The 23,117-nt window shown below is 66.4% G+C and carries 22 protein-coding genes; 7 read left to right on the top strand and 15 right to left on the bottom strand.

Annotation, left to right across the window (positions count from 1 at the left end):
* Window positions 1-19 precede the first annotated feature (19 nt).
* The 5 genes from HNP02_RS02950 to HNP02_RS02930 form a co-directional block, all read right to left on the bottom strand.
* Window positions 20-847 (bottom strand): PaaI family thioesterase, encoded by an 828-nt coding sequence (locus tag HNP02_RS02950; RefSeq protein WP_184434430.1) that lies wholly within the window; start codon window positions 845-847, stop codon window positions 20-22.
* A complete protein-coding gene (locus HNP02_RS02945; protein WP_184434427.1) occupies window positions 844-1,584 on the bottom strand; it encodes a FadR/GntR family transcriptional regulator in 741 nt (246 codons plus the stop codon). Before HNP02_RS02945 ends, HNP02_RS02950 begins: the two co-directional genes overlap by 4 nt.
* A gap of 112 nt (window positions 1,585-1,696) precedes the next feature.
* Entirely contained in the window at window positions 1,697-2,839 is a 1,143-nt protein-coding gene (locus tag HNP02_RS02940) for an acyl-CoA dehydrogenase family protein (RefSeq protein WP_184434424.1), read from the bottom strand.
* 10 nt (window positions 2,840-2,849) lie between these two features.
* Window positions 2,850-3,848 carry an acyl-CoA dehydrogenase family protein gene (locus tag HNP02_RS02935; protein WP_255506119.1) on the bottom strand — a complete coding sequence of 333 codons (999 nt, stop codon included), beginning with the start codon at window positions 3,846-3,848 and terminating at the stop codon, window positions 2,850-2,852.
* A complete protein-coding gene (locus HNP02_RS02930; RefSeq protein WP_184434421.1) occupies window positions 3,845-5,065 on the bottom strand; it encodes an acyl-CoA dehydrogenase family protein in 1,221 nt (406 codons plus the stop codon). Before HNP02_RS02930 ends, HNP02_RS02935 begins: the two co-directional genes overlap by 4 nt.
* Window positions 5,066-5,178: 113 nt before the next feature.
* Here HNP02_RS02930 and HNP02_RS02925 point away from each other — a divergent pair, with 113 nt between their 5' ends.
* The 4 genes from HNP02_RS02925 to HNP02_RS02910 are packed head-to-tail and all read left to right on the top strand — an operon-like array spanning window position 5,179 to window position 9,621.
* On the top strand, window positions 5,179-6,672 hold the full coding sequence (locus HNP02_RS02925; RefSeq protein ID WP_184434418.1) for an aldehyde dehydrogenase family protein: 1,494 nt from the start codon (window positions 5,179-5,181) through the stop codon (window positions 6,670-6,672).
* On the top strand, window positions 6,669-7,880 hold the full coding sequence (locus HNP02_RS02920) for a CaiB/BaiF CoA-transferase family protein (RefSeq protein WP_184434415.1): 1,212 nt from the start codon (window positions 6,669-6,671) through the stop codon (window positions 7,878-7,880). Before HNP02_RS02925 ends, HNP02_RS02920 begins: the two co-directional genes overlap by 4 nt.
* Window positions 7,880-8,821: a VOC family protein gene (locus HNP02_RS02915; protein WP_184434412.1), complete on the top strand. Its 942-nt coding sequence runs from the start codon at window positions 7,880-7,882 to the stop codon at window positions 8,819-8,821. Before HNP02_RS02920 ends, HNP02_RS02915 begins: the two co-directional genes overlap by 1 nt.
* Before the next feature lie 23 nt (window positions 8,822-8,844).
* Complete coding sequence (locus HNP02_RS02910) at window positions 8,845-9,621, top strand: SDR family NAD(P)-dependent oxidoreductase (protein ID WP_184435026.1); 777 nt, start codon at window positions 8,845-8,847, stop codon at window positions 9,619-9,621.
* A gap of 10 nt (window positions 9,622-9,631) precedes the next feature.
* Here HNP02_RS02910 and HNP02_RS02905 read toward each other — a convergent pair whose 3' ends face one another.
* The 9 genes from HNP02_RS02905 to HNP02_RS02865 all read right to left on the bottom strand — a co-directional run bounded on the left by HNP02_RS02905 (window position 9,632) and on the right by HNP02_RS02865 (window position 19,528).
* Entirely contained in the window at window positions 9,632-10,543 is a 912-nt protein-coding gene (locus tag HNP02_RS02905; RefSeq protein ID WP_184434408.1) for an SDR family NAD(P)-dependent oxidoreductase, read from the bottom strand.
* A 15-nt stretch (window positions 10,544-10,558) separates the two neighbouring features.
* Entirely contained in the window at window positions 10,559-11,740 is a 1,182-nt protein-coding gene (locus HNP02_RS02900; protein WP_184435023.1) for an acetyl-CoA hydrolase/transferase C-terminal domain-containing protein, read from the bottom strand.
* 8 nt (window positions 11,741-11,748) lie between these two features.
* Complete coding sequence (locus HNP02_RS02895) at window positions 11,749-12,894, bottom strand: acyl-CoA dehydrogenase family protein (protein WP_184434405.1); 1,146 nt, start codon at window positions 12,892-12,894, stop codon at window positions 11,749-11,751.
* A gap of 30 nt (window positions 12,895-12,924) precedes the next feature.
* Window positions 12,925-13,179: a hypothetical protein gene (locus HNP02_RS02890; protein ID WP_184434402.1), complete on the bottom strand. Its 255-nt coding sequence runs from the start codon at window positions 13,177-13,179 to the stop codon at window positions 12,925-12,927.
* The gene (locus tag HNP02_RS02885) at window positions 13,176-14,327 is read right to left on the bottom strand and encodes an amidohydrolase family protein (protein ID WP_309241381.1); all 1,152 of its coding nucleotides are present in this window, start codon (window positions 14,325-14,327) and stop codon (window positions 13,176-13,178) included. Before HNP02_RS02885 ends, HNP02_RS02890 begins: the two co-directional genes overlap by 4 nt.
* 128 nt (window positions 14,328-14,455) lie before the next feature.
* Window positions 14,456-15,622 carry an acyl-CoA dehydrogenase family protein gene (locus HNP02_RS02880; protein ID WP_184434397.1) on the bottom strand — a complete coding sequence of 389 codons (1,167 nt, stop codon included), beginning with the start codon at window positions 15,620-15,622 and terminating at the stop codon, window positions 14,456-14,458.
* Complete coding sequence (locus HNP02_RS02875; RefSeq protein ID WP_184434394.1) at window positions 15,619-17,112, bottom strand: class I adenylate-forming enzyme family protein; 1,494 nt, start codon at window positions 17,110-17,112, stop codon at window positions 15,619-15,621. The genes HNP02_RS02880 and HNP02_RS02875 overlap by 4 nt, the downstream gene beginning before the upstream one ends.
* Before the next feature lie 17 nt (window positions 17,113-17,129).
* Window positions 17,130-18,350, bottom strand: coding sequence for a cytochrome P450 (locus tag HNP02_RS02870; RefSeq protein ID WP_184434389.1), 1,221 nt, complete (start codon window positions 18,348-18,350; stop codon window positions 17,130-17,132).
* Between the two features lie 23 nt (window positions 18,351-18,373).
* Window positions 18,374-19,528, bottom strand: coding sequence for a thiolase family protein (locus HNP02_RS02865; protein ID WP_184434387.1), 1,155 nt, complete (start codon window positions 19,526-19,528; stop codon window positions 18,374-18,376).
* Between the two features lie 143 nt (window positions 19,529-19,671).
* Here HNP02_RS02865 and HNP02_RS02860 point away from each other — a divergent pair, with 143 nt between their 5' ends.
* Window positions 19,672-21,171, top strand: coding sequence for a class I adenylate-forming enzyme family protein (locus HNP02_RS02860; RefSeq protein WP_184434384.1), 1,500 nt, complete (start codon window positions 19,672-19,674; stop codon window positions 21,169-21,171).
* 11 nt (window positions 21,172-21,182) lie between these two features.
* Window positions 21,183-21,485 carry a hypothetical protein gene (locus tag HNP02_RS02855; RefSeq protein ID WP_184434381.1) on the top strand — a complete coding sequence of 101 codons (303 nt, stop codon included), beginning with the start codon at window positions 21,183-21,185 and terminating at the stop codon, window positions 21,483-21,485.
* A gap of 21 nt (window positions 21,486-21,506) precedes the next feature.
* Here the strand turns inward: HNP02_RS02855 and HNP02_RS02850 are convergent, their stop codons facing one another.
* Complete coding sequence (locus HNP02_RS02850) at window positions 21,507-22,151, bottom strand: TetR/AcrR family transcriptional regulator (RefSeq protein WP_184434378.1); 645 nt, start codon at window positions 22,149-22,151, stop codon at window positions 21,507-21,509.
* A 104-nt stretch (window positions 22,152-22,255) separates the two neighbouring features.
* Between HNP02_RS02850 and HNP02_RS02845 the strand changes: the two genes are divergently transcribed.
* Window positions 22,256-23,050, top strand: a complete 795-nt coding sequence (locus HNP02_RS02845; RefSeq protein ID WP_255506117.1) for a spirocyclase AveC family protein — start codon at window positions 22,256-22,258, stop codon at window positions 23,048-23,050.
* The last annotated feature ends 67 nt before the right edge of the window (window positions 23,051-23,117 follow it).

The raw sequence follows: 23,117 nt of genomic DNA, 5'->3' as shown, positions 1-23,117 counted from the left end.
TCGCCGGTTGGTTGGACAATCAGCGGTAGGCCGTCACCCGCGCGATGATCGCGAGCTTGCCATCGTCGCCGATCGCCTGCGCGTCGCCGACCGCGGTGCGTCGCCCAATCCGCAACGAACTGCCGACGTAGCGGGAGTCGCGGCCCGCGATGAACGGACGCAAGAAGTTCACCTTGAGCGATGCGGTCTGGAACAGATCGCCGAGATTGGCGCGGTTGATCGCTGCCGACGCGACGAGTTCGAGACCCGCGGCGGCCACCCCGCCGTGCACGATGCCGAGTTCATTGAACAAGTTCGGGTCCGCCCGCTGCGCGAGTACCACTTCGGCGTCAGAGCCCGTGCGGTGCTCCACGGCCATCACGTCGGCCAGGCTGGTCTGCACCGTTCGATGGAGGGTTTCGGGAGGCCGCGCGATCAGATCGCCGGTTGCCGGAATGAAGAAGGAACGCACCGTGCCGCCGCCGAGGACCGTCTCACCGCAGCTGAGGGTGCAGAGCCCCAGTGAGCTGGCTCCGACGGGGCCCAGCGGCCTGCCGTCGGCCTGCACGGGTCCAGAGTTCGCGTCGAAGGTTCGAGGGCTCAGCTCGACCGACAACTCGCTCGACACCGTCCATTGATCGGGTCGACGTCGATAGTGATTGACCATGCCTCCCGCCGCGTCGACCAGGATGGCCAACGGTCCGACAGCCGGTGCGCCGGTGAACGGATTGCGCAACCCCACCATGGGCATCGACATCGTGACGGTGGCGTCGGAGACGTCCGCGGCCAGGTACGTGATCTGGAATCGCTCTTGGACCGCGTCGGTTGTCTCGGTGTCATGCTCCAGGTCGCGGTCTACCCGAGTCATTCGAGAAGGTCGACGACCGTGGCCAATTCGGCGCCGGTTAGGACGTACTCCTCTGCCTTCTGTAGATGCCGCTTCCAGAGCTCGCCTGCCTTCTCGACATCGCCTGCCTTGATCATCTCCAGCACCATCCGGTGGGTCTTGGCCGAGCGGCGGGCGGCTTGCTCGGCGCGCGCGCCCTTGGTTGGCTGCAGCGAGCGGTTGGCCTTCTCGATGATGTGGTGCATCATGTCGCTGACGATCTGCAGCGTGTCGTTGCCCGACAACCGCGCGATCGCGGCGTGAAAGTCGGTCAGCTGATCGACGGCTTCGCCGCCGGGATTCAGTTGCGACTCGCGTTCGACGATCTGCTCGAGTTCGGCAATCGCCTTGGGGTCGCGTGACTTGGCCAACTGCTCGACCATCGGAACTTCCAGGGTCACCCGGGCGTCGTAGACGTCCTTCACCGTGACGCCCTCGTACTCGAGGATCAAACCGGCGTAGCGGGCCAGCGTCTCGCGCCGCGGGCGCGTCACGCGGGCTCCACCACGCACCCCGCGCTGGACCTGGATCAGGGACTCGGACTCGAGCACGCGGAACGCTTCGCGCAGCGTCGGCCGCGACACCCCGAAGCGCTCCATCAGCTCTGACTCCGGTGGCAGCATCGTGCCTTCGGTGATCTCACCCCGGATGAACATCCGGCGCAGCACCGTGGCCACCCGATCGGCCATCTTCGGTTCCCGAAGACTCGTGACCTCCATTGCAACCTCCACCGGTAAGTGCAAATGCACAAAACAACTAATTATTTAGCAGGTTAACCGAATCTCCGACCCGAGTCGGGGATTGGCGGCCTCCCAGTGATCAACGTCATCGCTAAAAGCCCATCGCGCGGCCCATGAGGTCCTTCATGATTTCGGTGGTGCCGGCATACAGGCGCTGCACCCGCGAATCACGCCACAGCCTGGCCACTTCGTACTCGTTGATGTAGCCGTAGCCGCCGTACATCTGCAGGCAGCGGTCGATGATCTCCCATTGAACCTCCGAGGTCCACCACTTCAGGCCTGCGGCGTCCTGATCGCTCAGCGTGCCGTCGTTGACCGAGAGCACGCACTGATCGAGATATGTCTGGGCGGCATCGAGTTTGGTCTGCATCTCGGCCAGGAAGTGCCGGTTCACCTGGAACTTCCCGATCGGCTGACCGAACGCGGTGCGCTCCAGCGCATAGGCCTTCGTGAGATCCAGCGCGCGGCGGGCGGCGGGTAGCGCGTAGCAGGCAACGCCGACCCGCTCGCTTGGCAGGTTGGAGACCAGATGGTAGAAGCCGCGGTTGAGCTCGCCGACCAGGTTCTCCTTGGGCACCTTGACGTCCTCGAAGAACAACTCGGCGGTGTCGGCGGAGTGTTGGCCGATCTTGTCGAGCTTGCGGCCGCGGGTGAACCCCTCCATGCCGTCCTCGATCATCAGCAGGCTGATGCCCTTGTGCCTGGCCGACGGGTCGGTCTTCACCGCGGTCAACACCAGCTTGGACAACAGCCCGTTGCTGATGAAGGTCTTCTGGCCGTTGACCACCCAGTGGTCACCCTCGTCACGGGCCGTGGTCTTGATGCCCGCCAGGTCGGATCCGGCCGCGGGTTCGGACATCGCCATCGAGCCGATGTACTCACCGGAGATGAACTTGGGCAGCCAGCGTTCCTTCTGTTCCTCGGTGGTGAGCTGATGCATGTACGGCATCAGGATGTCGTTCTGAACGCCAAGGCCGATGCCGACCGACCCGGTCAGGAACATCTCCTCGGAGATGATCTGGTTGAACCGGAAGTCCTTGACGCCAAGGCCGCCGTACTTCTCGTCGAACTCCCAGCCGATCAGGCCGTGCTCGCCCGCAGCCAGCCAAGCCTCGCGGCTCACCTTGCCGTCGCGTTCCCACTTCTCCACATTCGGCACGCACTCGCGCTCGAAGAACTCCCGGGCAGTGGCCCGGAAGTCATCGTGGATCTCGTCGAAGATGTTGCGGCGCATGTACTTCCCTCTACTCGGCCCAGGAGACGATGGCGGGCAGCGCGCGGCCAGGGGCGTAGTCGTCGAACAGGCGGTCCGCTAGCAGTGCCTCGAGTTGCTGGTAGGAGCCGCACAGCGAGTCGATCTGGAAGCCGCGGGTTACGTACCGGTGCAGGTTGTGTTCGATGGTCAACCCGATCGCTCCACACACCTGGAGAGCCGCGTCGGATATCGCTCGATGCGCTCGTCCGGCCGCAGCCTTGGCAGTCAGCGCGGAGAGCTCCCCGCCAAATCGCCACGTCTCGCCGAGTAGTGCACGCGCGCCTTCCAGGACCGCCGATGCGTCGGCAAGTAAGTGCCGTGGCGACTGGAACGAGCCTATGGGTGAGCCGAATTGGATGCGGACGCTGACGTGTTCGACGGCGATCCGCAGCGCTTCGTCCGCCAGTGCGACGAGCTCGGTGGCCAGCGCCCGGTGCGCCGCGGCTATTGCGCGACGCCACTCGGTCGGGGCGTCGATCAGGTCGCCGACCATCGGTCCGCTGACCTGTGTCCAATATGCGGACGGGTCGAAGGTATCCAACCTCTCGCCCTCAAGACGGTCGGCATCGATGACTCCAATCGAGACCGTGCCGCTTGGACTCGATACCGGGACGACGAGTCGCCCGGCGCTTGGCAGCGGTCCGAGCAGGATTCCGGTGATGCGTTCGACATCTGAACTGGGCGCATGGCCATGGGAAAGTCCAGGCAAGACGATGCCGTCGACCGGGCCGTCGAGCAGCGGGGCCAGCTCGGCCAGCATCACCTTGTCGAGGGAATCGGAATTGACCAGGGAGCGGCCTTGCGCGCGAAACAGCAACTCGCAAGCCTGAATTGGGTACTCGGCTTCGATGTCAGACCATCCGAGTTCGGCCAGTGGTCGTCCGACCCCGATGTGTGTGTCGGTTCCCTTGCCTGCCAGCTCGTCGAACAGCCGGAAGACGGCCTCCTCGATCATCGGCCAGGATTCATCCACTGCGGGGGCGTTCATCTCTTTTCCTTGGGCAGTCCGAGCAGATGATCGGCGATGATGCCGCGCTGCACCTCGGCGGAGCCGCCCATGATCGTCGCGGCGCGGGTGTACCACCACTTCGCTCGCGCGGCGTTGAGTTCCTTACCGGAGTCGGATGTCGCCGCAGGGGCGACTCCGGTCAGCATCCACTCACGACGGACGTCGAGGATCAAGTCGTTGATGTCCTTCTCGGCTCTGGCGAACAGCAGCTTGTCGACGCTGCTCTCCGGACCGACCATGCGACCCTCGGCCAGCGCCCGCACCGTGGTGGCACCGCGGGCCTGCGCGGACACGACCGCCACGTAGATCCGTGCGAAGCGCTCGCGGTTGGCAGCGGACGCCCCGTGCACTGCCATCTCGGCGCGCAATCTGCCGAGCTCGGTCAGCGCAGTGGTGAGTACGGCGTAGCCGTACATGCCGCGCTCGTACTGCATCAGGTACATGACCACGGCCCAACCGCCGTCGAGGTCGCCGATCAGCCGGTCGCGTGGCACCCGGACGTCATCGAAGAACACCTCGGCAAGTTCGCGGCGCCCGCTTGCCAGCGTGATCGGACGGACGGTGACTCCGGGGGTATCGGCGTCGACCAGGAATGTGCTCAGGCCGCGGTGCCTGCTCTCGGGAGTCCCGGTGCGTGCCAGCAGCAGAAATCGGGTCGCGGTCGGACCCTGACTGGTCCAGATCTTCTGCCCGTTGACCACGAAGCCACCGGTGCCGTCGTCCGTGGCTCGGCACCGCAGGCCAGCCAGGTCGCTGCCTGACTCCGGCTCGGAGAAGCACTGTCCCCACCACTCGGTGCCGCGCAGGTAGTTCGGCAGATACTCGGCGGCCAGGTCCGGGGCGTACTGATAGAGCGCAGGCCCGATTACTTCGAGCGTCCAGTGCTGTTCCGGGACGGGCAGCATCGCCGCGGCCAGCTCCTCGAAGTAGACCGCGCGGTGGATCTCGCTGCCTCCGAACCCGCCTGCCGCCTCGGGCCAGCCGTACCGATTCCAGCCTGCCTCGTGCACGCGCGCCAGGATCGTGGCGTGGTATGCGAGTTCGTCTTCGGCGTTGTCGAAGGCCGCCGTGCGCCATTCGTCGGCCCAGTCCAGCTCGCTCAGCCAGCGGCGGAAGTCCTCGCGGTACGCCGCGACCTGCGATACATACTCGTCGTGGCGTCGGCCGGCTAAGGCGCTGTCGACAGGGGCGGACAATCCGTTCCCCCTTCATGGGTGCCTGGATCCGGCCGCTCGACCGAATCAGCTAAACAGTTATCTATAAGAAGGTACACTAGCTCACACCGCCACTCCCATGAGAGGGATCGCCAATGACGGCTTCACCCATCGCCGCCGCCACCGTCAACTTCAACCCGGAGACCAGGCTCTTCGTCGACGGCCGGCTGCGGGACTCGTCGACCGGAAACACAGTCGACAACATCAATCCGGCCAACGAAGAACTGCTCGGAGTGGCCACCGACGCCAGCGCCGAGGACATGGACGAGGCGATCGCCGCCGCTCGAAGGGCGTTCGACACCACCGACTGGTCGACCAATCACGACTTCCGCCAGCACTGCCTCGAGCAGCTGCACGACGCCCTGCAGGACGAGAAGGAGGACATGCGCGCCGAGCTGATCGCCGAGGTCGGCGCGACGGTCGGGATGACCTACATCGCGCAGCTGGAGTGGCCGCTGGCGGACGCCATCCGTTACCCCGCGGGGCTGATCTCGACCTTCCAGTGGGAGCGCATGCTCGACCAGGACGCCAAGCTGGGCGTGCCCTACAACCGCGTCGTGGTCAAGGAGGCGATGGGTGTCGTCGCGGCCATCACGCCATGGAACTTCCCGTTCGAGATCATCAGCAACAAGATGGGCCAGATCCTGGCCACTGGCAACACGATGGTGCTCAAACCGGCCATCGAGACGCCATGGAGCGCGCTGCGCTGGGGCAGGATCATCGCCGAGAAGACCGATATCCCAGCCGGTGTGGTCAACATCGTGCCAACGTCGAACAACGACATCGCCCAGGTGCTCGTCACCGACCCGCGGATCGACATGGTGTCCTTCACCGGATCGACGGCCGTGGGCCAGCTGATCCAGCGACTGTCCGGCGACACCATGAAGCGCAACATGCTCGAGCTCGGCGGCAAGTCGGCGTACCTCATCCTGGACGACGCCGACATGGACATGGCGCTGCCTGGCTGCCTCGGTGCACTGATGCACTCCGGTCAGGGTTGTGCGTTGGCCACCCGGATGCTGGTGCCGCGCTCGCATTACGACCAGGCCGTCGAGGTTGCCACCGCGACCTTCGGCGCCCTCAGCGTCGGTGACCCGGCCGATCCGAACACCTTCTGCGGCCCGCTGGTGTCGGCGAAACAGCGTGAGCGGGTGTTGAACTACATCGAGATCGCGAAGGCCGACGGCGGCCGGATCACCGCGGGCGGCGGCGTCCCCGAGGGTCTGGACCGCGGGTACTTCGTCGCACCGACCGTCGTTGCGGACGTCGCACCGAACCACACGATCTTCCAGGAGGAGGTCTTCGGGCCGGTGCTGTCGATAACGCCGTACGACGGGGGTGATGACGGTGCCGTCGAGTTGGCCAACAACTCGATCTACGGCCTGGCGGGCGGTATCCACGGGTCGACCGAACGCGCCATGGCCGTCGCCCGCCGCATCCGGACCGGATCGCTGATGATCAACAGTGGCATGTACTACGGCGCGGATGCTCCGTTCGGTGGCTACAAGATGAGCGGCATCGGTAGACAGAACGGCATCGAGGGGTTCGAGCAACATCTGCAGACCAAGACGATTGGCTACCCCCTGTGAGCGACATCCTCAGTGGAATCCGCGTGGTCGAGCTCGCGGCGTGGACGTTCGTTCCCGCGGCAGGTGCGGTGCTCGCCGACTGGGGCGCCGACGTGATCAAGGTCGAGCACCCCGAAACCGGTGACCCGCAACGCGGGCTGATCAGCTCCGGGATCGTCACCGGCGCAGGGGGAGTGAACCACTTCGTCGAGCAGCCCAACCGCGGCAAGCGCAGCATCGGGCTGGACACCTCCACACCAGAGGGCCTCGAGCTGCTAATGAAGCTGATCGAGACCGCCGACGTGTTCGTCACCAATCTGCTGCCGGACTCCCGGCAGCGGATGGGGATCGACGTCGAGCAGGTCCGCGCGCGCAACCCCAAGATCATCTACGCCCGCGGTCACGGCTACGGCACCAAGGGCGACCTCGCGTCCCAGGGCGGGTTCGACCTCGCGGCGTACTGGGCGAGGGGCGGGATCGGCGATGCGTACTCCGACGGTAACGGGTCGTATCCGCCCATCCAGCGGCCCGCGTTCGGCGACTCCTACGGTGGTCTGGCGATCGCGGGTGGAATCGCCGCGGCGCTGGTGAAGCGTGAGCGCACCGGTGAGCCTTCGGTCGTCGACGTGTCGCTGCTCAACGCCGCGATCTGGCAGTTGGGCCCAGACATCGTCGGTTCCGGTGTCACCGGTCAGGACATCCCGAAGTTCAATCTGGACGAGATGCCGAACCCGGTCGCCAGCATCTACAAGACCCGGGACAATCGGTTCATCGCATTCGTGCTGCTGCAGGCCGACCGGTTCTGGTCGGACTTCTGCACCCGGCTCGGCAGGCCCGAGCTGATCGCCGATGAGCGATTCGCCAGCGCAGCAGTGCGATTCGGGAACCGCAAGGAGTGCATCGCCGAGTTGCGCGGTGCCTTCGAATCCGAGGACCTCCCGCACTGGGAGAAGGCGTTCGCCGGCTTCGACGGGGTGTGGGACGTCATGCACACCGCCCACGAGGTGCACAGTGACCCGCAGGCGATCGCCAACGGATACCTGCCAAGGGTCACCGACGCCAAGGACAACGAGTTCGCGCTGGCCGCAAGCCCGGTGCAGTTCGACGAAACGCCGTTGGAGCTGACATGCGCCCCCGAACACGGTGCAGACACCGACGCCCTGCTCGCCGAGCTCGGCTTCAACGAGGAAGAAATCATCGACTTCAAGATCAACTCGGTCGTGCTGTAGTGGGTTCGGAGAACCTCGCACGGCGCTTCCTGCACGTCAATCTCAACTGCGCGTCGCTCGACGCCACCGAACGGGTCTACGGCGAGGTGCTTGGGCTGTCCGTGCGGATGCGTACCGACCCCAAGATCGCGACCGACGGCACGATTCTGGGTCTCGACGGTGAAACCTTCTGTGAGACGGCGTTTCTCTATGATGCCCGGGGTGGGCGGGGCGGCTGTGCGCTGGAGGCCATCGAGTACACCACCCCTGCGCTCAGCCGCGACCCGAGTACGGACCCCGTGCGGCCCGGCATCCGGTCGACCCTGTTGACAGTCGCGGATCTGGATGCCGCCGTGACGATGTTGCGCGACGGCGGTGTCACGGTGAGTGCGGCCGTTGATGGACTGATCTCCGGCACCAAGGCAGTTCTCGTAGTCGACCCAGACGGTGCGGTCATCGAGATCACCCAAGTCCCAAGCGAAAAGCCGGGGGCGCTGTTCTCTGGAATCCGCATCGCCGCAATCGATGCGGTGAAGACGGGCGAGTTTCTCACTGCGATTGGCTTCACCGAAGTCGAAGCACCGGCGCTGGCCAAGATCGCCGCTGAGCAACTCGCCCCCGGCGGGTCGCCCGATCCGGTGGAATGTGTGGTGTCACGTTACACACTCGCCGAGGACGCCCATCAGTTCAGCGTGTCCGTCGTGTCACACCCCGACACCCGCAGAGGTGATCCGGTGCCATGGGGTGGGAACCGCCAAGGCCTGTACCGCTGCGCGCTACGGGTGGAGAACGTCCACGATGCGCTGGCGCAGGTGCCCGATTCGGTTGAGCGCATGGGTGATCCGGTGTGGTGCCCATTGCCGGGGACGAAGATCGAGGGCTTGCACATAGCGTTTCTGCGCTCACCCGACGGCGTGGTGTTCGAGTTCGTCGAGCGGCCGCTGAGCTTCTTCACGCGATAGGAGATTGACTGGTGGACCTCCAGATGGCGGGCAAGGGTTACGTCATCGTCGGCGGTACGGCGGGAATGGGGCTGGCGGCAGCGCAGGTGTTGGCCCGCGAAGGTGCGTCGGTCGTTCTCGTCGGTCGTGATGAGGCCAGAGCCAAGGGCGCGACGGCGCAGCTCGTCGAAGCGGGGGCGGCCGCGGCGCACGGCCTGGTCTTCGACGCCAGCAAGCCCGGTCAGGCAGTCGCGGCGGTCGACGAGGCCGCCCGGGTTCTTGGCAGGCTCGACGGTATCGCCGTGACCATGGGCACCGCGGGGATGATGCCGATCGACTCCGACGACGACGCCTGGGACGCCGCGTTTCACGACGTGCTGCTGGCGACGACGCGCAGCGTGCAGGCCGCACTACCGCACCTGGCAGTGAACGGTGGTGCGATCGTCACCACCTCCGCCTACTCGTCGCGGGCACCGCACGAGCCGCGGCTGCCCTACGCCAGCCTCAAGGCGGCCGTCGCCACGTTCACCCGTGGCATCGCGCGCACCCACGGCAAGTCCGGCATCCGGGCCAACAGTGTCGCGCCGGGAGCCGTGGAAACCGATGCGCTGCATGCCATCCGCGGGTACGTCGCCGAGTCCAAGGGCTATCCGTACGAGGAGGCGCTTGAGCGGGCGCTGGTCGAGGACTTCGGCTTCGACGCCGCACTCGGGCGCCCAGGGCAGCCGGAGGAGATCGGTGCGCTGATCGCCTTTCTGCTCTCGGATGTCGGCGCGTTCGTCACCGGGCAGACGATCTTCGCCGATGGCGGGGCGCCGTAGCGGGATGAGGTCAGGCCGTGGGCAGCGGTCCGGCCAAGCCCCGCGGGGAGGTGCCGTACAGCCAGCTAACGGCCTGACCGAGCTCCGAAAAGGACAAGGAAACACCGTCTTTGGCGTGGTAGGCGCCAGAGGATTCGGTGAAGCCGTCGATGCGGGTGAGCTTGTCGCCGTCGATGCGCAGGATCTGACCGGTCAGCCACGATGACTGCGCGGATTGCAGCCAGGCCACCACGGCGGAACTGCGGGCGGGATCCAGGGCGGGATCGTCGGCGCGGCCGCCGAACACCTCGGCGGTCATCCGCGACATCGCCAGCGGCGAGATCGCGTTGGCCGCAACGCCGTAACGCTGTGCCTCCATTGCGGTGACGACGGTCAAGTTGGCAATCGCGGCCTTGGCCGCGCCGTAGGCACTCTGCCCGACGTTGCCCCACAGGCCCGCGCCGGACACCGTGTTCACGATGTGCGCGTCGATCGGGTTGCCCGCCTTGAATTGTGCTCGCCAATACTCGCAGGCATGTCGCGTGACGGCGAACGTGCCCTTCAGGTGCACAGCGATCACGGCATCCCAGTCGGCCTCGGTCGAGGCAGCCACCATCGAGTCGCGCAGGATGCCTGCGTTGTTCACCACGCCCGTCAGGGAGCCGAAGGTTTCGACGGCAGTGGAGATCATGTCGGCCACGTCATCCCACGCCGACGCCGAACCGGTGTGCGCGACGGCCTTGCCCCCTGCCGCCTCGATCTCAGCGACGACGTCGGCCGCCGGACCCGATCCGTCGCCACTGGAGCCGTCCCTATCGACGCCGAGATCATTCACGATGACGGCCGCGCCCTGCCTGGCCAGCTCGAGGCAATGGCCGCGACCGATGCCGCGTCCGCCTCCGGTGACCAGCACGACCTTGCCGGTCAAGGGGTTGTCAGGCATCGCTCGTCATCTCCTTCATTTCGAGAACAATTCGGTGATCAGGCGCAGGCGCTGCGACCAGTCGGCACCGCGCAGGTCGGCGTGACCGGACTCGGTGACGATCACGTCGACGTCGTGAGCAGGGGTGGACGCCGGGCGGCTCAGCTGCTCCACCAGGGGGGAGCGGCCGTTCGTCGTCGACGGCACGGCGATGATGGACAGCCCGCCGCGGTTCATCGCGCCCGCGGCACAGTAGTCGGGGTGCCCGCCGATTCCGCCGACCACCTTGTCGCCGACGCCCTCGACGTTGACCTGACCGTAGGGGTCGATCTCGATGGCGGTGTTTACCGCGATGAACGGTGCGCCACGCGAGAGTCGGGTGAGATCGTGGGTGTATTCGATACCGCGCAGGATGGGCCTGCCTTCCGCCCAGTCGTACAGCACGTCGCTGCCCATCAGATACGTCGCGGACGGCGTAGCCGCCAACAAGCTGCGCCGGTCGAGGTCGACGACGGCGTCGGTGAGCAGTCCCGTGTCGAGCTGCAGCGGCATCGTCGCGCGATTCAGTAGCGCGGTACCCAACTGGCCAGGCCCGTACTGCAGCCTTGCGCCGTCCGGAACGAACTGGAGTACGGCGTCCGCGAGTGCGTCGTGCACCGCTTCTGGCGCCTTGGACGGTAGCCGCACCGGACCGTCGATGCTGTGACCGACCACCGTGACTCGAGCCGAATCCAGCGGGGGCAGGGCGCAGGCCATCGGTGCCGTGCCGTCCACGATCGCCAGCACCGGCACTCCGGCACGTACGAGTTCACTCTGCCAGGACACTTCGGTGGCGAAATGGAGTTGGCCGTCGCGTTCGACGAGCCGGGTGATCAGCAGGTCGGGCCGCAGCACCCCGGCAAGCAACGCTCCGATGGCCGAGAGTCTGGCAGGTACGAAACGCGCTGTCGGCGTGCGGAGTACATCACGAACGCCCCAGCCGGGCATCAAGGCGGCCACTTCACCGAACGCGTCGACTTGGAGGCCGTCCACCGGCACGGGCAGCCAGCCGAGCACCAACCGCACCGAGCCCACCTCGCGTGCCACCGCGCTGAGGGTCGCGCCGACCGGCGTGCCGTCATCGAGGCAGTTCAACGCGCCGACACCGTCTCCAAGCGCCACCGTCAGGCCTGGGCGCAGCACGGCGCGCAACGCGCTGGTCAAGTCCACGGCGGTCAAATACTCTGTCACCGAGGCTCTTTGGGGAGCCCCAGCACCCTCTCACCGAGAATGTTGCGCTGAATCTCGCTGGTGCCACCGAGGATGGTCTGCGCACGCCCGACCAGCATGTGGTGGACGAGCTCGTCGTCCGCCGGATCGATGCACGCGTCGGTGCCAAGCACTTCGGTGGCCATGTCGCCCAGGTCGCGGTCGGTCTCCGAGGTCATCAGCTTGAGCACCGAGAAGGCCGGCGACGTGAGGTCGCCCGAGTCGATGGCGCGCTGCCAAGTGAATCGAAGCAGCCACATCCGGGCCCACAATCTGGTCAACGACCGCGACAGCACCGGATCCAGCAGATCGTGCCCGCGGGCGGCCTCGACCATCCGCTCGTGCAGCCGGAACATCGCCACGGCCTGGGTGCCCAATGTCAGGCGTTCGCGACCCAGCGTGACCATCGCCACGGCCCAGCCCTGCCCGGCCTCGCCGACCAGCGCGTCGTCGCCCAGTTCGGCGCCGTCGAAGAAGACCTCGTTGAACTTGCTCTCCCCGTCCATCTGAACCAACGGGCGCACCGTCACACCCGGAGTGGCCATCGGGACGACGAACATCGAGAGATCGCGGTGTTTGTCCGGGCCGGTTCGGGCCAGTAGCAGACCGTAGTCGGCTGAAGCCGCCGCCGAACTCCACACCTTCTGCCCCTCGATTCGCCAACCGGTGTCGGTGCGCGCGGCGCGGGTGCGCACGCTGGCCAGATCGGACCCCGCGCCGGGTTCGGAGAACAGCTGCGTCCAGACGTCGTCGCCGAGCCGGATCGGGTCGAGGAAGCGATCCTTCTGGTTCTGGCTGCCGAACTTGATCAGCACCGGGCCCACCAGATCCGCGCCGGTGATGTTCAGCTGACGGGGTACGCCTGCGCGCGCACACTCCTCGGCGAAGACGGCCTGGTATGCGACAGTCGCTGCGGCGCCGCCGAACTCGAGCGGCCAGTGCAGGCAGGTGTAGCCGTGATCGGCGAGGTAACGGTGCCACGCGCGGCCCGGTTCGACGTCGTCCGCGGTGGGCGTCGGCCCGTAGTTGCGCAGGCCGGCCGGCTTGGGTGCCTGGTGCAGGAACGCACGGATCTCCGCGCGCAGTGCGTCGATGTCCTCGACGACGTCAGGAAAGGCCGACACCAGTACTCCTTGGCGCAGGACGGGTCGGATTCATTTCCCGTCGAGATAGTGGTTGTATTCGTCGCGGATCGACTCCATCGCGTTGAGTCGTCGGGCCAGCAGGGTGATCTCCGCGTCGATGTGCGCGGGGTCGCCCGTGCTGGCGCGGACCGCCTCGAGCCTGGCCCGGGTGCGACCGATCTCCTGGACGAGTCGCTCGCGTGCCTCGTCCTTGGTGAGGAGATCTTGGTCGGTCCAGTCCGACTGCGGAAGCTGCTCGATCCGCTCCACGTCGTCGCCCGTCACGCCGCCCGCGGAAAGTTGTAGAACTCGCGGGCATTGAGCTCGACGATGCGGTGCACCTCGTCGTCGGGCACCTTCTGCAACGCCTGCGCCGCACGGTCCCGGCTCTGCGGCCAGAACGAGTCCGAATGCGGGTAGTCGCACTCCCAGGTGATCTTGTCGACGCCGATCATGTGCCGCATCTCCACGCCGAAGTCATCCTCGATGAAGCAGCCATGGATGTGCTTCTTGAACAGGTAACTCGGCGGGTGATCCTGGTTGATGTTGTTGTAGAAGCGGTGCTTGCGCCACACGCTGTCGCAACGCTCCAGGATGTAGGGGATCCAGCCGATGCCGCCCTCGGACAGGCCGATCTTCAGCTTCGGGTGGCGGTACAGGGTGTTGGAGAACAACCAGTCCGCCATCGCCGTCATCGACATGGTGCCCATCAACGTGATGAACACCGCGAACGGGGCGTCCGGAGCGATCGGCGGCGGGAAGCCACCGGAACCGAAGTGCTGCGCGAGCACCATGTCGGTCTCCTCCATCGCCGAGAGGAGCGGATCCCAGTGATCGGAGTGCACCGAGGGCAGTCCCAGCTTGTCCGGCAGGTCGGGGAACGTCACGCACTTGGCGCCCCTGGCGGCAACGCGGTGGATCTCCTTGACGCTTGCCTCGACGTCCCAGAACGGAAGCATCGCGACGGGAACGAAGCGATCGGGCGCCGTTGCAGCCCACTCGTCGAGGTGGAAGTCGTTCCACGCCGCCGAGCACAACTTGGCCAGTTCCTTGTCCTCGCCTTCGAAGAACACCGCGCCTGCGAACCGCGGGAACGACGGGAAGCAGGTCATGGCCTGCACGCCGTCGATGTCCATGTCGGCCACCCGTGCCTTGGGGTCGTAGCAGCCGGGGATCATGTCGTCGTAGCGCACTGGTTCGATGCCGTACTCCTCGGGCTTCTTGCCCGCGACGGCGTTGAGGCCGATGTACGGATAGATCCGGCCCTCGTACTCCCAGACCTGGCACATCGCTCCGGTGTCGGGGCGCGCCCACTCGATGATCTTCGGGCCGGCCTCGAGGTACTTGCTGGGCAGCCGGTCGCTCCACACCTTCGGATGTTCGATCAGGTGATCGTCGACGGAGATCAATTCCATCCATGGCTGCAACGGCACGGGTGCCTCCTCGTGGGACCGGATTTGATGGAGCGGAAAGAGAAAAACATTTAGTTATTTAGCTGTGAGTCTAGTCACCGGCATGGAGCACGGGCAAGCGGACGGTGTCGACTCGTGTCAGTCGGGTGTCACACGAGCTTGGCCAGCGCGGACAACCGGTCCCAGTGCTGTGCAGGCGCCCCGAACACCACCTCGTCCGTCCTTGCCCGCCGGACGTAGAGATGGGCGGAGTCCTCCCAGGTAAAACCGATACCGCCATGTATCTGGACGTTGGCGTGCACGGCGTTGCGCAGCGCCTCCGAGCACACCGCCTTGGCCATGCTCGCGCGCCAGCCCGCCTCGCCCGCCGCCCTGCCATCACCCGAACCGTCGGCGGCCTGCAGAGCTGCTTGGGATGCCGACCGCGCCCACTCGAGGTCGACGAGCATGTCGGCGCACTTGTGCTTGATGGCCTGGAAGCTGCCGATCGGCCGACCGAATTGCTCGCGCGTCCTTGCGTAATCCGTGGCGATCTCGAGCACTCGTTCGCAGGCGCCGACCTGTTCGGCCGACAGCACCGCCAGCGTCATGTCGACGTTGCGTTCGATGACGCCGTCGACGGGCTCATCCCCGGAGATTCGTACCGCGGGAGCGGAGTTCAGCGTGATGGTGGCCATGGGTCTGGTTCCGTCGAGCACGCGTTCGGCTCGGGTGACGACGCCATCGACGGTCGGGTCGAGGAGGAAGATTGCGGGTTCGCCGTCTTCTGCGGCGGCGACCACGACGAGGTCATCGGCGGCGGTCCCGCCCATGACATGGCGCACGGTGCCGTCGATGCGCCAGCCGTCGCTAGTGTCCTTGGCGCGCAACGTGACCGCGGACCGACTCCATAACCCGCCGTCCCCGGTGAGGGCCGCAGCGGCGGTCCGCCGACCCTCGGCGAGCCCGGCGAGGCGCTTGTCGGCGTCGGGGTCGCGTTCGGTCAGGTCGACCAGTAGGCCGGTGGCGAGCACGGTGGAACTGACGAATGGCACGGGGGCCAGTGCGCGGCCCAGTTCGTGGGCGACCACGCCCAGCGCCGCAGCGCCGTAGCCCGCGCCACCCAGGTGTTCTGGCAGCGCGATGGCGGCCACCCCGACCTGGTTGCACAGCACGTCCCAGAGTGCCGTGTCGAAGCCGGAGTTGGCGTCCGGCACGTCATCGTCGCTCTCGCCGTAGGCGACGGCGCGGACCCGCTCCTCGGGCGCCAACCGTTCGCAGGCGGAGCGCACGGACTGCGCAAGTTCTTCGCGTTCGTCGTCTGCCAACGCCGTCATCGGGTGCCTCCTGCGATCTGTCGGGCCAGTTCGGACTTCGCGACCTTGCCCAGTCCCGTCAGCGGAAACTCGTCGACGACGACCAACCGCTCTGGCCACTTCTGCTTCATCAGCCCGCGTTCGTCGAGGAACGTGCACAGCTCGTCGAGGGTGACGTCGCGGTGCCGTGGTGAGCGCCGCACCACCGCGCACACCAGCTCACCGCGCAGCTCGTCGGGCTGGCCGAGTACGGCGATCTCGTCGACGAGGGGGTGGGCCAGCAGTTCGCTCTCGATCTCGTCGGGCGCGACGTTCTCGCCCTTGCGGATGATCAGGTCCTTGGTGCGACCGGTTACCACGATGCGCCCGTCGGGACGCAGGTAACCCCGGTCGCCGCTGCGGAACCACCCGTCCGAGGTCAGCGCGCCGTCCCATTGCTCGGACTCGACGTACCCCGGAGTCAGGTTGCCGCCGCGCAGCTCGATCTCACCGTTGGCGGCGATCCGTACCTCTGAGCCAGGGATCGGCAGGCCCGCACTGTTGGCCAGCTGCTCGTCGCTGTCTTCGGCTTGGCTGACGCAGATCATCGGTGCTTCGGTCATCCCGTAGGCGTGCACGACGGGGATCCGTAGGTGCTCGCGCACCTGTCGGTGCACCTCGGGCGGACAGGCTGCGCCTCCGCCGATCAGCATCCGCATCGATGGCATCAGCAATTCGGTTGTCGGCGCGGCCATCTGGGCGCTCAGGAGCATCTGATAGAAGGCGGTGCTGGCGCCGGTCACCGTCACGCGATGCTCGGCAAGCAGCCGGGGCAGGTCGTCGGCGGAGACCTTGGGCACCAGCAACACCGGAAAGTCGCCGAGCAATGCGGTGGCGAGATAGACGATGCCGCCGACGTGGGCGATGGGGAAGGCGATGGTGCCGACTTCGGCTGGATGGCTGCCCACCCCGAGATGGTCGACGTATCCGCGGGAGGCGCTGAGCAAGGTGGCGTCGGTGTGGCGCACGCCCTTCGGTCGGCCGGTGGTGCCCGATGTGAAGTAGACCCAGCGTGGGTCCGCCGCGGAGTGTGGGCCGCCGAACTCGGGTGACGTTGCGGCGGTTGCGGTCTGGAGTCGGCCGACCAGGTCGGCGGGCACCGAGATGGTGGTCAGGCCCGGCGCGGCGTTGGCGGCCGTCGACTCGTCGACCAACAGGACGTCGGCGCGGGCGACGTCGACTGCTGCGCATACCTCGCGGAGTCGGTAGAGGTGCAGCACCGGAGCCTGGATGACGGGCATCCGGGACAGGGCCAACATCACCACCGCGGCGTTGACGTGCGAGGGCAACTGCCAGGCGACAGTCATGCCGGGCCGCACACCGGCATCCCGCAGCCATCCCACGGCAGCCGAGGTCAGATCGGCGACCTCGGCCACCGTCCACGTCACACCGGCGACGTCACGCAATAGGGGATGATCCGGTCTGCTGGCGGCGCACTCGTCCAGCAGCCCGGCGATGGTGCCAGCCGTCACCGCGTTTCTCCCGTACGTCAGCTCGTCCGTGGGCCGGGCGTGAACCTGACCCGAAGTTCCCGCACGGCGTACACCTCGCCAGCGTCCTCGAATAGCTTGTGTTCCTCCGCCAATTCGAAGTCGGGCAGCCGCTTGAGGATCTGCGTGATCATGACGTCGAACATCATCTTGGCGTAGTGGGACCCGAGGCAGCGGTGCATGCCGACCCCGAAGGCCATCTGCTTCTTGGCATTCGCGCGGGAGAGGTCCAGTTTGTCGGGGTCCTCGAACATTGCCGGGTCACGGTTGGCCGCCGCCCACATGAGAATCGCCCGGTCACCCTGGCATAGCGGCTGGCCGTGGAATTCAGCGTCCCGCGAGACGGTGCGCGCGAGGCCGAGTGTCGGTGTGTACAGCCGGAGTAGCTCGTCGGTGCCCTTCTTGATCAGGCTCGGATCGTCGATGAACTGCTGGCGCAGTTTGCGATCCTCACACAGCCGCCGCAGCACGTTGCCGGTGAAGCCGCTGGTGGTGTCCATGCCGCCGAGCATCATCAGCACCGTGTACATGGTGATCTGGCCGTCGTCGAGCGGTTGGTCGTTCAGCGTGCCGCGCAGGATGTCGCTGAACAGGTCGTCGCCAAGCCCCTCGGCGCGCCGCTGCTCCATGTGCTTGACGATCTCGCCGAACATCTCCATGCCGGCCATCCCGGCCTTCTCCGGATCGTGGGCGCGGTCGTGCACGGTGCTGTGCACCCAATTCACCCAGTCCAGGTGTCGCGACTCGTCGAAGTTCAACAGCCGCAGGATCAGCCGAGCCGGAAGGGGGGTGGTGAGCTCGCCGACGAGATCGCATTCGCCGCGCTCGATGAACGCATCGATCGCCTCGTTGGTCATCTCGATGGCGCCCTCGCGGAACCGTTCCGCCGACCCCGGCGAGAACCGCTTGAGCGTGACCTCGCGCAGCTCCTGCGTCTCCGGCGGGTCCGATTCGATGGGCAAGATCGGAAGCGGCAACTCGCTGGCGGGCACGCCGACGGACGGGTAGGAGTTGAACAGCGCGTCGTCGCGGGCGGCGTCGAAGACCGAGGCGTAGTCGGTCAGCGCCCAGAAGCCCTCGTAGTGGTCGGAATGTGCGACGGGGCAACCCGATTCGCGCATGTTGCGAAATGTCCCGTACGGGTCATCGCGGAACTCGGGTGAGTGGTGGTCGAGGTCCACCTCGGCGCGACGCTGGGTTTCGGCCTGAGTGTCGGTCATTGACTTGCTCCCGTCGTTTGGAGTCATCGGCTGAGGATGGCGACCGCGGCGGTCCCCGGCGCCCCGTACAGCTGGGCGAGCGCGACCCGTGGATCGTCGGGCACCTGACGGTCCCCTGCGGTGCCGCGCAATTGCTGCACCAGCTCGTAGATCTGGCGCAGGCCGGACGCGCCGACCGGCTCTCCGTTGGCGAGCAGGCCGCCGTCGGTGTTGATGGGCAGCCGGCCGCCGATCTTGGTGGCACCGTCGGCGAGCAGCGCCTCCTGCTCGCCGTCCTTGCACAGGCCGGTCTCGGCCATGTGGATGATCTCCGAGCCTGCGTCGGTGTCCTGCAGTTGCGCGACGTCGACGTCATCGGGGCCGATGCCGGCCAGCTCGTAGGCGGCCCTGGCGGCCTCGGCGGTGGTGCCGGGCACGATGGGCAGCTCGATCGAAGTGCGCAAGAGCTCGTAGGCGCCTTCGCGGCGGCTGCGCAGTGCCGTCGAACGCAGGTAGATCGGAGTATTGGTGTACTGCTTGGCCTTATCTGCGCGGCAGACCACCACGGCGGCGGCGCCCTCGTTCGGATTGCAGTACATGTACTGGCGAAGTGGAGCGTTGACGACGGGGGAGCTCAGGATCGCCTCGATGCTCATCGGCTTGCGTCGCCACGCGTGCGGCGCCAAGGCGCCGTTCTCCATGTTCTTCGCGGCGACGCGTGCCAGCGTCTCCTCGGTGATGCCGTGGTCGTGCATGTAGCGCATGATCTTGGTGCCGAAGTAGTGGGTGGTCAGGAACATGCCCTGATCGCCGTACCACGGGGGCAACCCCGACACCGATGGGTCGGCGCCGAACGCGCCGCGCGGGTGCTTGTCCAGCCCGACGCCGACCGCGATGTCGGCCTCGCCGAGTTGGACGTCGCGGGCAGCCAGGGTCAGCAGCGAGTTGCCGGTGGCGCAGCCGCTGAGCGTTGCCCGTGCGGGGACACCGGTCATGCCGGCGAGCCCTGTCACCGCCTCGGGGTTGGACACCTCGAGACTGCCTGCGTACAGGCTGCCCACCGCCGACCAGTCCACCCCGGCATCGCGCAGCGCCCTGCTGATCGCCACGGCGCCCATCTCCAGCGCCGATCGGTCTTCGTACCGCCCGAAGGGATGAAGTCCGACGCCGATGATGGCGATCTCGGGCATGCTGCTCATTGAATTCCTTCCGGCAGGCGTCACTGTCGTGCCCGCCGGCGGCAGGAGTGCGCGTTGACTTTGATGCCACTAAGCATATAACTATATAGCTGATTCTGGAGCGGAGTCTAGAATCGGCGTACCTGCTAGTGAGAGCTGAGGCGTTGAGCATTTCGTTGTTGTTGGAGATGGCGGTTTCGGGGGACCCGGAGCGGATCGCGCTGGTCGACGGCGCCAATCGGTTGACCATCGGAGAACTCAGCGCACTCGCCGACGGCGGAGGGGGCGTGATCGCCGCCTCAGGCGCCGAACACGTCGTCTACGTCGGCTCGGGCGGCCTTCTGCAGCCGTTGCTGATCTTCGCCTCAGCGCGCGCCGCGCGCCCGTACACCCCGATCAATTACCGCTTGAGCGCCGACGGTGTCCAGGAGCTCATAGGACGACTGCCTGATCCGCTGGTGATCGTCGACGAGCGCTACCGCGACATGGTCGGCGATGCAGGCGCGCGGATACTGACTTCCGAGGACTTCCTGGCCGCGGCGCGCACCGCAGAACCCGCCGCGGCGTTCGCCGATCCCGATGACGTGGCGATCGTTCTGTTCACGTCGGGTACCACGTCGAAGCCGAAGGCCGTCGAGCTGTCGCACGCCAACCTGACGAGTTACATCACGGGGACCGTCGAATTCGGTTCGGCTGCTGCCACGGACGCGGCTCTGATCTGCGTGCCGCCGTATCACATCGCCGGCGTCAACGCGGCGATGTCGAATCTCTATGCGGGCCGGAAGATGGTGTATCTGGCCAACTTCGACGCCCGCGAATGGGTGCGACTCGTCGCCGAGGAACGAGTGACGACTGCGACCGTCGTGCCCACCATGTTGGATCGCATCATCACGGTGCTGGAGCAGCAGCCGATTGAACTGCCGACGCTGCGCAACCTGGCATACGGCGGGTCGAAGGTCGCACTTCCGTTGGTGCGCAAGGCACTCGACCTTCTGCCCAACGTCGGATTCGTGAACGCCTACGGCTTGACCGAGACCAGTTCCACCATCGCGGTGCTGACTCCCGACGACCACCGTGAGGCGCACGGCAACGTCGACGATGTCGTCGCCAAGCGGCTCGGCTCGGTCGGTCAGCCGGTGCCCGGCATCGAGGTGCAGATCCGCGACGAGGTCGGCACGGTTCTTGACGCCAACGGGACCGGTGAGCTCTTCGTGCGGGGCGAGCAGGTGTCCGGCAAGTACACCGGCATCGGCTCGGTGCTCGACGCCGAGGGCTGGTTTCCCACCAAGGACATCGCGACGCTCGACGGCGGCGGCTATCTGTTCATCACCGGCCGCTCGGACGACACCATCATCCGCGGCGGCGAGAACATCGCGCCTGCAGAGCTCGAGGACGTCCTCGTCGAGCACCCGCACGTGCACGAGGTTGCCGTCGTCGGTGTCCATGACGACCAGTGGGGTCAGTCCATCGTCGCCGTGGTCGTGCCGGCTGCGGGTGCCGATCCGGACCCGGACGAACTGCGTGAGTACGTTCGGACGGCCCTGCGCGGATCCCGCACCCCCGACCGGGTCGTCTTCCGCGACGAGCTGCCGACCAACGCCACGGGAAAGCTCCTGCGCCGCGAGATCATCGCGAGTCTCAGCGACGCGAACGTCGACAAGTAAGGGGAAGCAACATGATCAAGAACGGAACCCGCCTACAGAGCCAGGTGTGTGACACCCAGGTGATCGTCGTCAAGGCCGCCGACAGCCTCGACGATCTGCGCTGCGGAGGCCAGCCGATGATTCCCCTGGACGCCGGACGACCCGCCGACGCCGCGCTCGACCCGGCCTTCGCCGACGGCAACACGATGGGCAAGCGCTACGTCGACGGTAGCGATGCCGAGGTACTGGTGACCAAGGCCGGAGCCGGAACGCTCAGTGTCGGCACGACGGTTCTGGTGCTCAAGGAGGCCAAGCCGCTGCCCGCCAGCGACTGACCTAGGCGCCCGCGGCGCACGTCAATTCGTCGGTCGTCGATCGGGCCGGGGTGCCAATGACGCGGTGAGCAGACGGCGAAGGATGCCTTCGTCGCCCCCGTCTTCGGGATTTGCCGGTTCGGTCATGAGGCTGAAGTTGATTCGGGTGATCCAGCGGGCGAGAGTTTGAGGGGAGAGGTCGGCCCGGACTTCGCCGTCGGCTGCGGCGCTCGCCAACCGATCGCCGACCGCGTCGGCCAGTCGTGTGCGCCAGATGTCGGAGGCCTCGGCGACTTGGTAGGTATGCGCCGCTTCGTCGTTGGTGATCAGCAACCTCGTTGCCTGCGAGCTGCGGGCGGCCGCGTTGCCGACCATGCAGGCGTTGACGAGTCGATCCAGGAAGGGCTCATCTGTGTGCCAGCACGGTTCGGCCACGGCCAGGACCGCGTCCAGCGCTCTGACGAAAACCGCGGCGAGTACGGCGTCGCGGTTGGTGAAGTAGTAGTAGACGGTCGACCGATGCACGCCCGCCTTGGCCGCAATGTCGCTCATCCGGGTGCGCGACGGCCCGCGTTCCGCGTAGCACGCCTCGGCCGCTACGAGCAGTCGCTCCCGCGCTTCGTCCTCTCCCAGTGGCACGTCGGCGCCCCATCGCCGCTTATGACCTGAGCCTGGGTCCGTCGTCATGACAGCAACCCTAACGGCGCCCGTTGACCAACCAGACATAGGAATCTACTTTGTAGGAAATCCGACAGGTCACGAATAATGTCGGAACGTGAGAGAGGGCGATGATGCCGACTTCTGCGGGTGCCACCTTGGCGGCCGGACCCCTTCCGCCTTCGAACGCCGCCTGGTTGGTCGAGGTCGGCGGGTGGATCGCCTTCGTTGGTGTGGCGGCGTTTCTGCTCTACCGGTGGCGCAAGAACGGTCGGCCCGATACCGCGGCGCTGTTATTCATCGGTTGCTTCACCATGTGGTGGCAGGAGTTCTACGCCGACTGGGGCGCTTATCTCTACTACAACCCCGACCTCGCACTACTGCCCTGGGGCCAGACTCCGTACACGACCCCGAACAAACCGGTATATGTGTTGGCCGGGTATGGGTGGTTCTACGCAGGCGGATTCGCGGCAGTACTGGCCCTCTTCCGGTGGTTCCGCCGCCGCTACTCCTCGGTGCACTACGTCGCCGCCCTGGTGATCACCGTGTTCGTCCCGTTCATGTTGTGGAACTTCATCACCGGTGACGGCGTGTCCTATGTGACGAACTGGTTCCAGTATCTGGAATCGATTGGGCCGACCATCCACACTGACAAGGGCGGCCTGCAGCTGATCTATCAGGGTGTGCCGCTGAGCATCTTCGCTGTTGCCGTCGTCGCGAGCCTCGATCGACGCGATGCCACAGGGCGCACCTGGTTCGAGCGGATGCTGGGCGTGCGATCCGTCATCACCGACTGGCGGGAGCGGGCACACCAGATCGTCGCGTGGATCATCGGGATGAACGTCCTGTACGCGGTGTTCCTGACATTGCCGCTGGTGGTCGCGCGCATCCTGTTCTTCCCCGACAATCCCTGGATTCCCAACCCTTGACACCCGAACAGACGATTGTCGGCTGGATCCGCGAGCACCTGGTGCGCGGGTGGTCTCGATCACCCGA

This window comes from Mycobacterium sp. AZCC_0083, from assembly GCF_014202335.1.
GTDB lineage: Bacteria > Actinomycetota > Actinomycetes > Mycobacteriales > Mycobacteriaceae > Mycobacterium.
This window is presented reverse-complemented; position numbering and strand designations above follow the sequence as displayed.